This is a genomic window from Nakamurella panacisegetis (genome assembly GCF_900104535.1).
In the GTDB taxonomy this organism is placed as follows: domain Bacteria; phylum Actinomycetota; class Actinomycetes; order Mycobacteriales; family Nakamurellaceae; genus Nakamurella; species Nakamurella panacisegetis.
This window is the reverse complement of record NZ_LT629710.1, coordinates 1,633,816-1,646,591: the sequence shown is the minus strand read 5'-3', so window position 1 is coordinate 1,646,591 and position 12,776 is coordinate 1,633,816. Positions and strand designations below refer to the sequence as shown.

At 69.1% G+C, this 12,776-nt stretch carries 16 protein-coding genes and 1 riboswitch; of the genes, 9 read left to right on the top strand and 7 right to left on the bottom strand.

Annotation, left to right across the window (positions count from 1 at the left end; translation table 11 throughout):
• Positions 1-17 precede the first annotated feature (17 nt).
• Together BLS97_RS07275 and BLS97_RS07270 are read right to left on the bottom strand one after the other, a co-directional pair.
• The gene (locus BLS97_RS07275; protein WP_090475400.1) at positions 18-1,304 is read right to left on the bottom strand and encodes a sensor histidine kinase; all 1,287 of its coding nucleotides are present in this window, start codon (positions 1,302-1,304) and stop codon (positions 18-20) included.
• On the bottom strand, positions 1,301-1,984 hold the full coding sequence (locus tag BLS97_RS07270) for a response regulator transcription factor (protein ID WP_090475399.1): 684 nt from the start codon (positions 1,982-1,984) through the stop codon (positions 1,301-1,303). The genes BLS97_RS07275 and BLS97_RS07270 overlap by 4 nt, the downstream gene beginning before the upstream one ends.
• Positions 1,985-2,084: 100 nt before the next feature.
• On the opposite strand from BLS97_RS07270, the gene BLS97_RS23765 reads away from it, so the two are divergent.
• The 3 genes from BLS97_RS23765 (at position 2,085) to BLS97_RS07255 (ending at position 4,863) form a co-directional block, all read left to right on the top strand.
• Positions 2,085-2,879, top strand: coding sequence for a hypothetical protein (locus tag BLS97_RS23765; protein WP_172832231.1), 795 nt, complete (start codon positions 2,085-2,087; stop codon positions 2,877-2,879).
• Positions 2,872-3,489, top strand: coding sequence for a GNAT family N-acetyltransferase (locus BLS97_RS07260; RefSeq protein WP_090481591.1), 618 nt, complete (start codon positions 2,872-2,874; stop codon positions 3,487-3,489). Before BLS97_RS23765 ends, BLS97_RS07260 begins: the two co-directional genes overlap by 8 nt.
• Positions 3,490-3,720: 231 nt before the next feature.
• A complete protein-coding gene (locus BLS97_RS07255; protein ID WP_197676451.1) occupies positions 3,721-4,863 on the top strand; it encodes an ice-binding family protein in 1,143 nt (380 codons plus the stop codon).
• A gap of 21 nt (positions 4,864-4,884) precedes the next feature.
• Here the strand turns inward: BLS97_RS07255 and BLS97_RS07250 are convergent, their stop codons facing one another.
• The 3 genes from BLS97_RS07250 to BLS97_RS07240 form a co-directional block, all read right to left on the bottom strand.
• The gene (locus tag BLS97_RS07250; protein WP_090475397.1) at positions 4,885-5,679 is read right to left on the bottom strand and encodes a hypothetical protein; all 795 of its coding nucleotides are present in this window, start codon (positions 5,677-5,679) and stop codon (positions 4,885-4,887) included.
• Between the two features lie 272 nt (positions 5,680-5,951).
• Positions 5,952-6,803 (bottom strand): CbtA family protein, encoded by an 852-nt coding sequence (locus tag BLS97_RS07245; RefSeq protein ID WP_090481585.1) that lies wholly within the window; start codon positions 6,801-6,803, stop codon positions 5,952-5,954.
• Positions 6,804-6,937: 134 nt separating this feature from the next.
• Complete coding sequence (locus BLS97_RS07240) at positions 6,938-7,150, bottom strand: CbtB domain-containing protein (RefSeq protein WP_090475396.1); 213 nt, start codon at positions 7,148-7,150, stop codon at positions 6,938-6,940.
• Between the two features lie 3 nt (positions 7,151-7,153).
• Positions 7,154-7,300: riboswitch (adenosylcobalamin (AdoCbl) riboswitch) on the bottom strand.
• A 138-nt stretch (positions 7,301-7,438) separates the two neighbouring features.
• Between BLS97_RS07240 and BLS97_RS07235 the strand changes: the two genes are divergently transcribed.
• Positions 7,439-8,434: an endonuclease/exonuclease/phosphatase family protein gene (locus BLS97_RS07235; protein ID WP_157695260.1), complete on the top strand. Its 996-nt coding sequence runs from the start codon at positions 7,439-7,441 to the stop codon at positions 8,432-8,434.
• A gap of 69 nt (positions 8,435-8,503) precedes the next feature.
• A complete protein-coding gene (locus tag BLS97_RS07230) occupies positions 8,504-8,695 on the top strand; it encodes a hypothetical protein (RefSeq protein WP_090475394.1) in 192 nt (63 codons plus the stop codon).
• A 22-nt stretch (positions 8,696-8,717) separates the two neighbouring features.
• Here the strand turns inward: BLS97_RS07230 and BLS97_RS07225 are convergent, their stop codons facing one another.
• Both BLS97_RS07225 and BLS97_RS22745 read right to left on the bottom strand, forming a co-directional pair.
• On the bottom strand, positions 8,718-9,635 hold the full coding sequence (locus BLS97_RS07225; RefSeq protein ID WP_407938045.1) for a DNA-3-methyladenine glycosylase family protein: 918 nt from the start codon (positions 9,633-9,635) through the stop codon (positions 8,718-8,720).
• Between the two features lie 4 nt (positions 9,636-9,639).
• A complete protein-coding gene (locus tag BLS97_RS22745) occupies positions 9,640-9,813 on the bottom strand; it encodes a hypothetical protein (protein WP_157695259.1) in 174 nt (57 codons plus the stop codon).
• 332 nt (positions 9,814-10,145) lie between these two features.
• Here BLS97_RS22745 and BLS97_RS07220 point away from each other — a divergent pair, with 332 nt between their 5' ends.
• The 4 genes from BLS97_RS07220 to BLS97_RS07205 all read left to right on the top strand — a co-directional run bounded on the left by BLS97_RS07220 (position 10,146) and on the right by BLS97_RS07205 (position 12,775).
• Complete coding sequence (locus BLS97_RS07220; RefSeq protein WP_090475392.1) at positions 10,146-10,940, top strand: glycoside hydrolase family 16 protein; 795 nt, start codon at positions 10,146-10,148, stop codon at positions 10,938-10,940.
• 76 nt (positions 10,941-11,016) lie between these two features.
• Positions 11,017-11,346, top strand: a complete 330-nt coding sequence (locus BLS97_RS07215) for a metal-sensitive transcriptional regulator (protein ID WP_157695258.1) — start codon at positions 11,017-11,019, stop codon at positions 11,344-11,346.
• A gap of 59 nt (positions 11,347-11,405) precedes the next feature.
• Positions 11,406-11,723, top strand: coding sequence for an ArsR/SmtB family transcription factor (locus BLS97_RS07210; RefSeq protein WP_090475391.1), 318 nt, complete (start codon positions 11,406-11,408; stop codon positions 11,721-11,723).
• The gene (locus tag BLS97_RS07205) at positions 11,720-12,775 is read left to right on the top strand and encodes a cation diffusion facilitator family transporter (protein WP_090475390.1); all 1,056 of its coding nucleotides are present in this window, start codon (positions 11,720-11,722) and stop codon (positions 12,773-12,775) included. Before BLS97_RS07210 ends, BLS97_RS07205 begins: the two co-directional genes overlap by 4 nt.
• Position 12,776: the final 1 nt, after the last annotated feature.

Genomic DNA, 12,776 nt, shown 5'->3' with positions numbered 1-12,776 from the left:
CCGTTCCTCAACTGTGGTTAAGACGAAGCTATGGCCCGGCCAAGCCGCATCCGGATCTCGGTGCGGCCGTCCGGTCGGCGTCCGACGATCAGGCGGCCACCGGTTGCAGCGGCCGCCTGGCGGGCGATGTCCAACCCCAGGCCCGTCGACCCGCCGCCGGACTCGCCGCGGTCAGCGTTGGCCTGGTCGAAACCGGGCCCCGAGTCGAGCACGGACACCTCGACCGCGTCGGCCGACGGCCGGCAACCGACCTCGAAGGCGGTTCCGTCCGGGGTGTGCGCGAACACGTTGCCCACCAAGGCATCCAGCGCGGCCGCGAGTTCGGTCGCGGCCAGATCCACCGGTAACTCACCCTGGTCTACGGCGACGACCAGTGGCCGGTTCTGGTGGCTGGCCAGGACCTTCCAGAACACCATCCGATCGCGCACCACTCCGGCGGCGTCGCAGCGTCCCGGCTGGGAGGCGCTCGCGCGGCGGGCCGATCGGATGATGTCGTCGACGGCCTGGTCCAGGCTCCGCAGATCTTCCGAGAGCCGTTGCCGCTGTGACGGATCGGTGACCGCCTCGGCGTCCAGCCGGAGCGCCGTGATCGGCGTGCGCAGCCGGTGCGACAGGTCGGCCACGGCCTCGCGCTCGGCCACCAGCAGCTCGTCGATCCGTCCACCGAGCCGGTTCAGCGCGGTGCCGACCCGGGCCACCTCCGGCGGTCCGGCCGGCGTCACCCGGGCCGCGAGATCGCCGCTGCCCAGCCGGGCCGCCGTACCGGCCAAGGCCGTGATCGGGCACGACATGCTGCGTGCGAATCGATCCGCCAGCAGCAGGGACAGCAGGAACAGCAACAATCCGATGCCGCCGAGGAGGAGCCAGATCCGCGTCACGCCGGCCGACAGCTGATCGTCGGTCACCAGCAGCCGGATCACTGACGAGCCACCGGGGCCGATCACCGGCTGGGCGATCAGAACCCCACCCGGGGCGCCGCCGACCGCGTCCACCTCCGTCACGTCGGCGCGGGTGAGGCCGCTGCCGTCCAGCGCCCGGCCGGCCGGATCGGCGCCAATGGTCGGAGCCCCGACGGCCGTCACCCACACCAGGTACCCCGCGTCGGCCACGTTCCGCACGGCCACCGTCGTTCCCGATGTGGAGGACAAGGCGAGCACCGGGATCAGCGCCTGGACCTGTAGTTGACCTCGGCTGACGGCGTTGTTGTGCGCGACCCGGGCCACCAGGTAGCCGGCCGGGATCAGAAACGCCAGCAACACCAGGGAGGTGGTGGCCGCGACCAGCAGCGTGATGCGCCATCTCATTGCGGCGCGGCCAACCGGATCCCGACCCCGCGCACGGTCTGCAGGTAGCCCGGCCGCTGGGCCGACTCACCCAGCTTCGACCGCAACCAGGACAGGTGCACGTCGACCGTCTTGTCCGCTCCGGCGTACGGCATGCGCCAGACCTGCGCCAGCAACTCGCGCTTGGACACCACCACCCCCGGCCGGGCGGCCAGATAGGCCAGCAGGTCGAACTCCTTGGGGGACAGATCGACCTCGGTGCCGTCCAGCGTCACCCGGCGCGCGGGGAGGTCCACCTGCAGGGACCCGACGGCCAGTGGTTCGGCCTCACCCGGCCGGTCGGCGCCCCGACGCAGGACGGCCGCGATCCGGGCCGCCAGTTGATCGGTGTTGAACGGCTTCGTCACGTAGTCGTCGGCGCCCGCGTCCAAGGCGACGATCACGTCGGCGTTGTCGTCGCGGGCCGTGGCTACGATCACGGGCACGGCCGACACCGCCCGCAGCATGCGCAGCAACTCAAGGCCGTCCAGGTCCGGCAGACCGAGGTCCAGCAGCACCAGATCGGGCTTGTCGTCCAACGCGCGCTGCAGGCCGGCCAAGGCCGTGGCCGAGTCGCTGATCGAATGACCGCGCGCACCGAGGGCCCTGGTCAACGCGCCGCGGATGCGGGGATCGTCCTCGATCACCAGGATGTGCGGCATCGGCCCAGCGTATCGGCGATGCCCGGTGAATCATGCGGCGGCATTGAACTTCGGTTTACCTTGTCCTGCCCTTAACCAACCTGGGACCATTGTCGTCGACATGACAAACACCAGAAAAGCAACGTATGGCGCAATCGTCGGCTGGGCGGCGGCCGCAGCGGCCGCCACCGGTCTCGGCCTGACGGCCGTGTCCCTGTTGGGGAGCGATCTGGGCACCGGGGCGGTGGCCTACGCCGCCTCCGGTGCGACCACCTCCGGCTCCGCGACCTGGACCGCCGGTACCTTCTCGACGGCCGGCGGCCAACTGATCGCGCGCTGCGGAACCGGTGCCCCCACCGTCACCGCGGTACCGACCGCCGGCTGGGCGGCGACCCAGGAGGGACGCAGGTCCGGTACGCAGACGGAGGTGTTCCTGACCTCTGGTTCGCGGCGGATCGAGGTGCATGTGGCCTGCGCGGCGACCGGCCCGACGTTCCGCGTGGACGACGACCGGCGGTCCTCGTCCACGGTCCGCACGCCGACCACTGCCCCCTCCACCCGGACCCCCGGCCCGTCCACCACGGCCGATGATCACGGTGGTCGCACCAATGGTGCGTCCGCCACCGCGGATGATCACGGTGGTTCTACCAGTGGTGCGTCCGCGACCGCTGATGATCACGGGGGCCAGACCAGTCAGGCCACGACCACGGACGATCACGGCGGTAGTGGATCGAGCTCGGGTTCCAGTTCGACCACGGCGAAGCCGACCTCGGAGATGTCAGGGAGCTCCAGCTCCGGTTCGTCCTCCTCCAGCTCCTCCAGCTCCAGCTCCAGCTCGTCGGGCGGGTCCGGGTCCGGCTCCGGTTCCGGCCGGTCCGGCGGGTCGGACGACGACTCGGGCGGCGGCCATCACTGATCCCGGGGGCGTCCACACCGGCGGCGACGAGGCCGGTGCGGACGTCTTCCTGGAGACCGAGCGCCTGATCCTGCGCCGATTCAGGCCGTCCGACGTCGACCACCTGGTCGCGCTGGATGGCGACCCGGAGGTCATGTTCTACATCAACGGCGGTCGTCCGACCAGCCGCGAGGAGATCGAGACGGATCAGCTGCCGGCCTTCCTCGCGTACTACGAGAGTTCGGATCGCTACGGGTTCTGGGCGGCGATCGAGAAGACCACCGGCGATTTCGTCGGGTGGTTCCATTTCCGCCCGGAGCCCGGCCATCCCGACGACGAGCCGGAACTCGGCTATCGGCTGCGCAAGGCCAGCTGGGGTCTCGGGTACGCGACGGAGGGGTCGCGGGCCTTGATCGACAGGGGTTTCCGGGAAGCCGGGGTAGCCCGCGTCGTGGCATCGACGATGGTCGTCAACATCGGGTCGTGGAGCGTGATGGAGAAGTGCGGCATGACGCGGATCCGCGAATTCCGTCAGGATTGGCCGTATCCGATTCCCGGTGACGAATTCGGTGACGTCGAGTACGCCGTCACCAAATCGGCCTGGTTGAGTTCAAACCCTCATTTTGGGTGAATCGTGGATTTTTCTGGAACGCGAATTGGGGCGATCCGGTCACCCTCGGTGGCGCGTCGGGTGCGTCCGTGCGGATCCAGGCTTGATAGGTATCGTCCTGATGAATACTGTCCGTAGCTATTGCGCGACTCTCTGTAGTGGTCATATTGTCACAACATTCGTACATCCCGCGCTACCTTGGCCACCCCGTCCACCGCTGACCTCCTTCGCCGGCCGTCCAGAATCCTGGTCGTGGCCGTGCTTTCCACCGCCGGGCTCGTCCTCGCCGGATTCAACGCGACCAGCGCGAACGCGGCCACGGCAACCGTGGGTCTTGGTACGGCCGACAGTTTCGCCGTGTTGGCCGGGTCGTCGGTCACCAACACCGGCCCCACCGTCGTGAACGGGGCCGACGTAGGGGTCAGCTCGGGCAGCTCCATCACCGGTTTCCCGCCCGGCATCATCACTGCCCCCGGCACCATGCACGCAACCGATGCCGTCGCGCAGCAGGCGCAGAACGACGTCACGACCGCCTTCAACGACGCGGCCGGCCGCACGCCGCCGGTCCAGTCCGGTCTCACCGATCTGGTGGGGATGACGCTGCAACCGGGCGTCTACAAGGGAGGGGCCATCAGTCTCAGCGGCACCGTGACCCTGGACAACAACAACGACCCGGACGCGGTGTTCATCTTCCAGGCGTCCAGCTCGCTGATCACCTCATCGGCCAGCACCGTGGCCTTCACCAACCCGAACCACAAGTCCTGCAACGTGTTCTGGCAGGTCGCGAGCTCGGCGACCCTAGGGACCGGCTCGAACTTCGTCGGTACCGTGCTGGCCGGGGCCTCCATCACCGCCGACACCGGCGCCACCATCGAGGGGCGGCTGCTGGCCGGCACCGGCACGGTGACCCTCGATACCAACGTCATCACGCACCCGGTCTGTGCCGCCGTCGTGGGAACCAGCACCTCGTCATCGAGCACGTCGACCTCGTCGACTTCAACGGCCGCCACCACCCCGGCGTCGTCCCGGCTGACGAGCACCCAGGCCACCCGGCGGACGACTGGCGTCACCTCGCCGCCGCGTGACATCACGTCCGGTCGGTCGGTGTCGATCATCACTCCGAACACCACCCCGTCGACGCGAGCGACCACGGCCCGGGTACTCACCACAGCCTCGACCCGGACAACCGGCTCGGGTCAGATCCTGACATCGGCCAGCACCGGCCCGGGCGGCAGCACCTTCGTCTCCGGTACCCAGACAACGAGCCTGGCCAAGACCGGCGTGGCTCCGGTCGGCGGCATGGCCGCCGTCGGCGGCGCCACCGTGGTGGTCGGCGGAGCCCTGCTGCTGCTGGGTCGGAGACGTCAGACGTTCCGCAGCGCACGCCGACACTGACCGGTCGGATCCCGTGGTCGCCTAGGCCTGAGTGTGCACGACCAGGCCGTGGGCGATCCGGGATCCGAAGGAACGAAGAGCGGCCGGGCAGCCGTAACCGAGGTAGTCCGCGCCCAGGGCCAGGGCGATGCAGTCGGCGCCGTGTTCCACCCCGCTGTAGCTGGTGCGGTCACCCGGATCGCCGAGCCGGGCATTGAACGCCTCGATCGCATCGCCCCACGGATCGGCCCCCGGAAACGCCCGGTACTGCAACACATGTGACCACTCGTGGAGCATGACCGCCCGCAGGTAGCGGACGGAGTTCCCGGAGGCGATGTCGATCCTCGCCTGCCACGGACGGGCCTGACCGGACACGCCGACGGGAAGGGTCGTCCAGACCCAGTGGACCGAGTTCTTCGGGTCGATCTTCTTGGCGATGGCCAACATCTGTGCCTTGGTGGCGGCCGCATAGGCCTGGAACTCGAAGCAGCCCAACGAGCTCGTCCGCGAGGTGTCGCGGTACTTCGCAGCGTCGACGCAGACCAGGTGACGCCCGACCGGGATCGTCATGGAGATCGAGAAGTTGTGGCCTCTGATCGATGCCGGCTGCCAACTCCGGACCCGATGACCGTCGATGCTGACGCCGACCGTCGAGACCTTCGACCGGACCGTCGGGTCGAGCGCCCAGCCCGTCATCACGGCGAGATTGCTGAAGTCGTTGACCTCGACGGACTTCAGCACTCCCTGGGGGCCGGGGGCCTCGGCCGAGGCGTTCGCGCCGGGGGACAGCAGGACGATCGAGGCCACGAGCAGGAGCAGGGCGAGGAACTTGCGCACGGAGAGTCCTGACGATGTGGCACCGAAGCGCCCGAGGTTGGCGAGGGCGTATGCCCTACGTCAGCAACCTAACGCTCCGCAGTCACGGCCAACGCGAAAGTGTGATCGAGACCCCCGTATGGGGGCAATTGTTCACTCTTTGAAACCGAAACGACTCGATCGTGCGCACAGGTGTGATGGGAAACCGTCTCGTGGGGGGCGCACGAACGTCACCGAATCGCGGACCTGGAAGCCAAGAACGCGCTCCAGATCCGCGATTCGACGGTCGAACCTCAGACGACAGTGGCGTCGGACGCCGGCCGGACGGCTGCGGGCGCCAACAGACGGCGGGCCAACGGTGCGAACAGCAGACCGATGGCGGCCCACAGGATCAGTTGCGCCGCCACCGAGTAGAACCGGAACTGGTACAGATCGTCGGCCGGGAACCCCGGGAACACGATGGTGCCCTTGCCGTCGGTGAGCGGCAACGGCGTCTCCGTCGCGTGCGCACCGTAGTTCCGCACGTTCGTGGCCAGCATGCCGACCTGCGGCAGGACGGCCATCAGGATCCCGATCAGCACGACGAAGGCCGCCCCGGCGACCAAGGTCGCGTTCCAGGTGCCCATCCGGGCCTGCAGCCGCCGGCCCACCACCACGGCCAGCGCCAGGAAGGCGATGGAGGCCACGATCATCAGCAGGTAGAGCCCGCTGCGCTCCTTGATCGTGTCCTCGTGCCCGATGGCCGGTGGGTTCGCCGGGTACTTGACGAACGGCACCAGGTAGAACGCCAGGAAGCCGCCGAGGGCCACCAGCAGGGCCAGGGGTCCGGGTTGGGTCCGACCGGTCCGACCGAGGCAGATGGTGTACACCACGGCGAACAGGGTGCCCATGGCCGCGCCGAAGCCGATCAGGCCAACGCCGATTCCGAGATTGGCCTGCACGGTGCGACTGAAGACGTCATGTTCGGCCGGGTACGTGGCGAGCCCGGCCGCCTTGTCCAGGGCGTTCTGGGCGGCCTCACGGGCTGATTCGTAGTCGACCGCCCGGCCGATCACCGGTTCGGCGAAGATGCGGGCGAAGACGAACGCCAGCAAGCCCGCTACGGCGCCGACCAGGACGCCCCGCAGAATGAGTTTGGGTGCGATGTTCAACTTTTACCTCTGTCCCTGAGGCCGCACCGGGACGCCCGTGGACGGGGTCTCACCCGGGCGGTACGCGAACTGATCGCGGCGCCGGGGTGTTCCGGGCCGCGATCAGTGAGTGATCGAGATCGAGACGATCAGTGGCAGGGGAAACCGAGGAAGTGCCGGGCGTCGTGCACGAATTCGTGGATGCCGGTGCTGCTGCCGAAGACCGAGGTGGCGCCCTGGTCGATGCCGATGAAGTAGTAGACCCCGAGGGCCAGCACCGCGGCCGTCACGAGCCAGGCGACGGCCTTGGACAGCGGGATGACGACCGGTGTCGCCGCCGTGTTGGGTACGGCTGTGGTCATGAGGAGCTCCTTCCGGGATTCTGCGTCCCGTGATCGATGGGGCACGTGGAGTCGTCAAAGACCTGACTTGCGGGTTGGAACCCACTCACAGTGGCGCGACCGTGCCGGACTCACACCGGCTTCCTTGCGACAACACGAAGCCTGACCGTAGCCCGCGCACGGCAGGGGAGCAAGGCGTGAAGGTCGCGGTCCTGGTCGGACCGCGGACCCCTGGCTGTCATCACCCCGTCAGGTGACGGCCCTCGCACCACACACGACGATGACGCCGCGGACCTGACACTCGTGATCATGACGCGATTCCGGTGGCTGGGCTGGGTACTCGTCACGCCCGGTCTGGCCGGCGCGGTCGCACTCCTGGATCCGCGATGGTTCGGCCTGTCGACGACCCCGATCTTCCTGCACCTGATCGCGTTCCGCGCGCTGCTCGGAGCGGTCCTGCTGGGCGCCGCCCTGATCGCTGCCCTCACCTTGCTGCTGCCGCCCCGCCGGCCCGCATCCCGACCGTGGATCCGTCGGGTGACCACGGCGGTGCTGGCCGTGACCGGGCTGTCCCAGTTCGGGGTGGTGGTCTCCCGGGGCTGGGCCGGCGGTGATGATCCGGGCACCGCCGCGCTGGTCGTGATCGAGTTCAACACCTACGACGTCCACACCACGGCGGCTCAGATCGCGGGGCTCGTGCGGGGCCAGGGGGCGACGGTGGTTGCCCTGCCGGAGACGATGAGGGCCACCGCGCAGGCGACCGCTGACCTGCTGGCCGCGGGTGGGCGTCACTTCCAGGTGTTCTCGACCACCGCCGACAGCCCGTGGCCGATCGCCGACACCAGCCTGCTGATCTCCGACGAACTCGGCCGGTACCGCCAGCTCCCGGCCACCGGCGAGTTGGTCGGCATCGTGCGGGCCGTCCCGATCGACGGAGCGGGGCCGACCCTGGTGGCCGTCCACCCGCCCGCGCCGGGCCGGGTGATCGGGTTCGATCAGTGGGCCGTGCACGCCCGCAACGCGGCCAACCAGTGCATCGCGTCGGTCGGTGCCGTCGTGGCCGGCGACTTCAACGCCACCGTCGACCACGCCCCACTGACCGATCTCGGGCGGTGCGCCGACGCCGCGTCCAGCGTCGGTCGCGGCGCCGAGGGCACGTGGCCGTCGGACTACCCGGCCGGGTTCACCGCGCCGATCGACCACGTCCTGTTCGACACCGGCCGCTACCGGTCGTTGCGCACTCGGACCGAACGGGTCGGGGGGAGCGACCACCGAGCGCTGATCGCATGGCTGGGAGCATCGTGACCTGGGATTCGCCGCCGATTCTCGGTCACACTGACCGGAAACACGTCACCGGTGGTGTTGGATAGAGCTATGACCAGCCCAGATCCGGACGAACCGCACGCGATCGCGGACACTCAGATGTTCCGCCGCTTCGTCAACGAGGAGCCGCGCGCGCAGGCCGAACCCGAGCAGTTCTGGATGTGGCGGTGGCCCGGCCTGCTCGTGCCGGTCATCGCGACGATCGTCGTGGTCGCCGTGGTGATCATCGTGCTCACCAACTGACTCCGGCCCGCCACCCTGGGGTCTAGTGCGTGCGGTGGTCCTGGATGGTGATCCGGGGTCCGAAGCGTGGCTTGAACGCCTGGCCGCTGATCTCCAGGAGTCTCACCGCTCGGTGCCGATGGGGCCGGAGCGGCTCCAGGTAGCTGACCATCTCGTCGTCGTCCATCGGGCGCCCGACAAGCGTCCAGCCGACCACTCCGGCCAGGTGGTAGTCGCCGACGGACAGAGCGTCGGCGTTGCCCAGGGCGCGTTGTGCCACCTCCGCGGCGGTCCAGATGCCGATCCCGGGGACGGCCCGCAGCCGGCGCTCCGCATCGACGGGCCCGAGAGCGACGCAGCCCTCCAGCTGGCGGGCGATCTTGGCCGCCGTGACCACGGTGCGGGACCGGGCCGGATCCACACCGGCCCGATGGAACTCCCAGGACGGCACCATCCGCCAGACGTCCGCGCTCGGCGGCACCCGCATCCCGGCCGGGGCCGGCCCGGGGGCCCGGTCCCCGAACTTCCCGACCAGCACCCGCCAGGCCCGGAAGGCCTCCTGGCCGGTCACCTTCTGTTCCAGGATGGCCGGCACCAGCGACTCCATCACCCGGCCGCTCCGCGGAATCCTCAGGCCGGTGTGCCGACGGTGTGCCTCGACGATCTTGGGGTGCTGGGGGGCGAAGGTCGACGAATCGTCGTTCTCGCCGAGCAGGTCGTCCAGGCCGGCGATCAACTCGGATGCCCCCGCACCCCAGGCCTGACAACGAACCCGGTGACGATCGAGCTGGCTCAGGCGGTAGGTGACCGGACCGGTCGGCATCAAGGAGGCGCGCCAGGTCGAACCGTCGGCCGCTACTCGATGACATGGGTCGGCCGGGCCGTGGCGCAGTGGACCGATGGTGCCGGCCAGGTCAATAGGGCGCCCTGATTCGTGCACCAGTTCGGCCTCCACGCCGATCACGCTACCCGGGGCTGTTGCGCTCCGGTTCCTTCAGCCGCTTGCGGGCCGCATGGTTGCGTCCGGACAGGATCATGGCCGTCAGCCCGAGCACCAGCAGGCCGCCCCCGAACCACACCATCTGGTCGACGGCGTCACTGCCGGCGGTGAGCGCTTCTAAGGTGACGATAGGGTGCACAGATCGATTGTGCTCTATGAATCCTCGATCCGGTCTGTACACGAGGTGACGGCGTGACGAATTCCTGGGCCGCCGGCGGGACCCGTCCGGCGGAAGGTCGTGTCCGTTTGGGTGATCGTCGATCCGGCTGCGCGACGCCGGCCGCGTCGGCCCCCCATCCGCGCATCATCGGGTCCGGCATAGATTCGCGGCATGGAATACCGCTCGCTGGGCCGCAGCGGCCTCAAGGTGTCGACGGTCACCCCTCGGGACTGACCTGGCGCTGCTGCCCCTACCTGTCCTGACGGTTCCGGATGACTCAACGCCGAGCACAGAAAGGGAAGCAGGAGCCTATGAGTGTCACCCGACGCCTTGACCGATCCGGATACGCGCTGTGCTTCGACGAGGACTTCACCGGTGGCGTCCTGAACGGCGATCGGTGGATCGATCACTACCTGCCGCACTGGACCACGCCGGCCCGCTCGGCCGCGCGCTACGCCTTGACCGGGGACGGTCTGGAGCTGCGCATCGACGCCGACCAGCCCGCGTGGCGCCCGGAGGACGGTGAGCTGCGGGTCTCCAACCTGCAGACCGGGTCGTTCGCGGGTCCGGTTGGTTCCACGATCGGTCAGCACCGGCATCGGCCCGACCTGCAGGTGCGGACGGCCGTGCCGACGCGCTCGTCGTGGACCCCGTCATCGGGTCTGGTCGAGGTCACCGTGAGTGCCAGTCCGGATGTGACGTGCATGGTCGGGATCTGGATGGTGGGATTCGAGCAGAACGGCCCGACCGAGTCCGGCGAGATCTGCATCGCGGAGCTGTTCGGCGATGCGGTCGGCCGGTACGGATCGAACATCCGCGCGGGGGTGAAGGCCCATCACGATCCGCGGCTGCGGACCGACATCGTGGACGTGTCGCTCGATCTGGACGCCACCACCGCCCACACCTACGCGGCGGCCTGGGACGCCGCCGGGATCGGGATCTACGTCGACGACGACCTCGTCCGGGAGCTGGACCAGGCCATCACCTATCCGCAGCAGCTGATGATCGATCTCTTCGAGTTTCCCGACGGGACCGACCGTCCGGACCGGGCGTACCCGAAATCGGCGGTCGTCCACCGGGTGCGCGCGTTCGAGCCCTTGCTCTGACCAGCCAGGAACCGTCCCAACGGTACCCCCTTGGGGTATCGTGGAAGGAACGGAAGAGAAGATGAGGACCGACAAGATGACCGAGCCGACGCACGCCACCGATTCCGATGACGGTGCGCACTCGCACTACGGGTACATCAGCGACAAGAGCAAGTATCTGGCGCGGCTGAAGCGGATCGAGGGGCAGGCCAGAGGTATCCACCGCATGGTCGACGAGGAGCAGTACTGCATCGACATCCTCACCCAGATCTCGGCGCTGACGAAGGCGATCGAGGGTGTCGCCCTCGGCCTGCTCGACGACCACCTCAAGCATTGTGTCCTGGATGCCGCGATGGCCGGCGGCGAGGATGCGCAGCTGAAGCTGAAGGAGGCGTCGGACGCCATCGCGCGCCTGGTGCGGTCCTGATTCGATCCAGGAGCTGACGCGGCTGGGCTCGGTACAGCTTTCGGTGTACCGTCCGTCGCGTGGAGACCCTGACCTTCGGCGCCGTCCTGGCCCGCTTCGGCCATGCCCTGTCCGACCCGACCCGGGCCCGGATCCTGCTGGCCCTGCGGGACAGTCCGAGCTATCCGTCGGATCTGGCCGATCTGCTCGGCGTCAGCCGGCAGAGCCTGTCCAACCATCTGACCTGCCTGCGGGGGTGCGGGCTGGTCGTCGCCGTCCCAGAAGGCCGCCGGGCGCGGTACGAGCTGGCCGATCCGCGTCTCGCCCACGCCCTGACCGACCTGATGAGCGTCGTCCTGTCGGTCGATCCGGCCCATCACGTCGACGGTGACCGATGACGGATGACGACGCCCACCACCACGGCGCCCACGACCACGGCGGTGCGGGCCACGGCGGCGCTGGGCACGGCGGCGCGGGCCACGGCCATGGGGTCGCGCCCGACGCCGACCGTCGATACCTGACCGGGGCACTCGCCCTCATCGTGGCGTTCCTGATCACCGAGGTCGTCGTCGGCCTGATCGCCGGATCGCTGGCCCTGATCACCGACGCCGGGCACATGCTCACCGACGCCGCGTCGATCCTGCTGGCGCTGATCGCCATCCGGCTGTCGGCGAAACCGGCCCGCGGGCGCTGGACGTACGGCTACAAGCGGGCCGAGATCCTGTCGGCCCAGGCCAACGGGCTGACCCTGCTGCTGCTGGCCGTCTGGTTCGTCTACGAGGGCATCCACCGGCTGATCGAGCCGCCGACGGTGCAGGGGCTCCTGGTGTTCGGGACCGCACTGGTCGGCATCGTCGTCAACATCGCCGCCGCCTGGCTGATCTCCAAGGCCAACCGGACCAGCCTCAACGTCGAAGGTGCGTTCCAGCACATCCTCAACGACCTGTACGCGTTCATCGCCACCGCGATCGCCGGACTGGTGGTGGCGGTGACCGGATTCGCCCGGGCCGACGCCATCGCCGCCCTGCTGGTCGCCGCCCTGATGATCAAGGCGGGCTACGGGCTGGTCCGCGACTCCGGACGGATCTTCCTCGAGGGCGCGCCGGCTGGCCTCGACCCCGATCTCATCGGGCCGGCCATGGCCGCCCGTCCCGGCGTCGAGGAGGTGCACGACCTGCACATCTGGGACGTCACCTCCGGTATGCCGGCTCTGTCCGCGCACGTTCTGGTCGATCCCGGGGGCGACTGCCACGCTGTGCGTCGCGACCTGGAGATCCTGTTGCGCGGCGAGTACCGGATCGAGCACACGACGTTGCAGGTCGACCACATCCAGAGTGGACCGGTGGCGCTCGGTGACCTGCACGTCGGGGAGGACTGCGTCGATCCGCACGGCGTGCGGCATCAGTCCGCGGGGCCGCAGGGCGGGCGCGAGGTGCGACAGCCGCACTGAC

Coding starts and splice junctions, on each gene's coding strand:
- BLS97_RS07275 (WP_090475400.1), bottom strand. CDS start 1,304: ATGAGATGGCGCATCACGCTGCTGGTCGCGGCCACCACCTCCCTGGTG.
- BLS97_RS07270 (WP_090475399.1), bottom strand. CDS start 1,984: ATGCCGCACATCCTGGTGATCGAGGACGATCCCCGCATCCGCGGCGCG.
- BLS97_RS23765 (WP_172832231.1), top strand. CDS start 2,085: ATGACAAACACCAGAAAAGCAACGTATGGCGCAATCGTCGGCTGGGCG.
- BLS97_RS07240 (WP_090475396.1), bottom strand. CDS start 7,150: ATGACCACAGCCGTACCCAACACGGCGGCGACACCGGTCGTCATCCCG.
- BLS97_RS07235 (WP_157695260.1), top strand. CDS start 7,439: ATGACGCGATTCCGGTGGCTGGGCTGGGTACTCGTCACGCCCGGTCTG.
- BLS97_RS07230 (WP_090475394.1), top strand. CDS start 8,504: ATGACCAGCCCAGATCCGGACGAACCGCACGCGATCGCGGACACTCAG.
- BLS97_RS07220 (WP_090475392.1), top strand. CDS start 10,146: ATGAGTGTCACCCGACGCCTTGACCGATCCGGATACGCGCTGTGCTTC.
- BLS97_RS07215 (WP_157695258.1), top strand. CDS start 11,017: ATGACCGAGCCGACGCACGCCACCGATTCCGATGACGGTGCGCACTCG.
- BLS97_RS07205 (WP_090475390.1), top strand. CDS start 11,720: ATGACGGATGACGACGCCCACCACCACGGCGCCCACGACCACGGCGGT.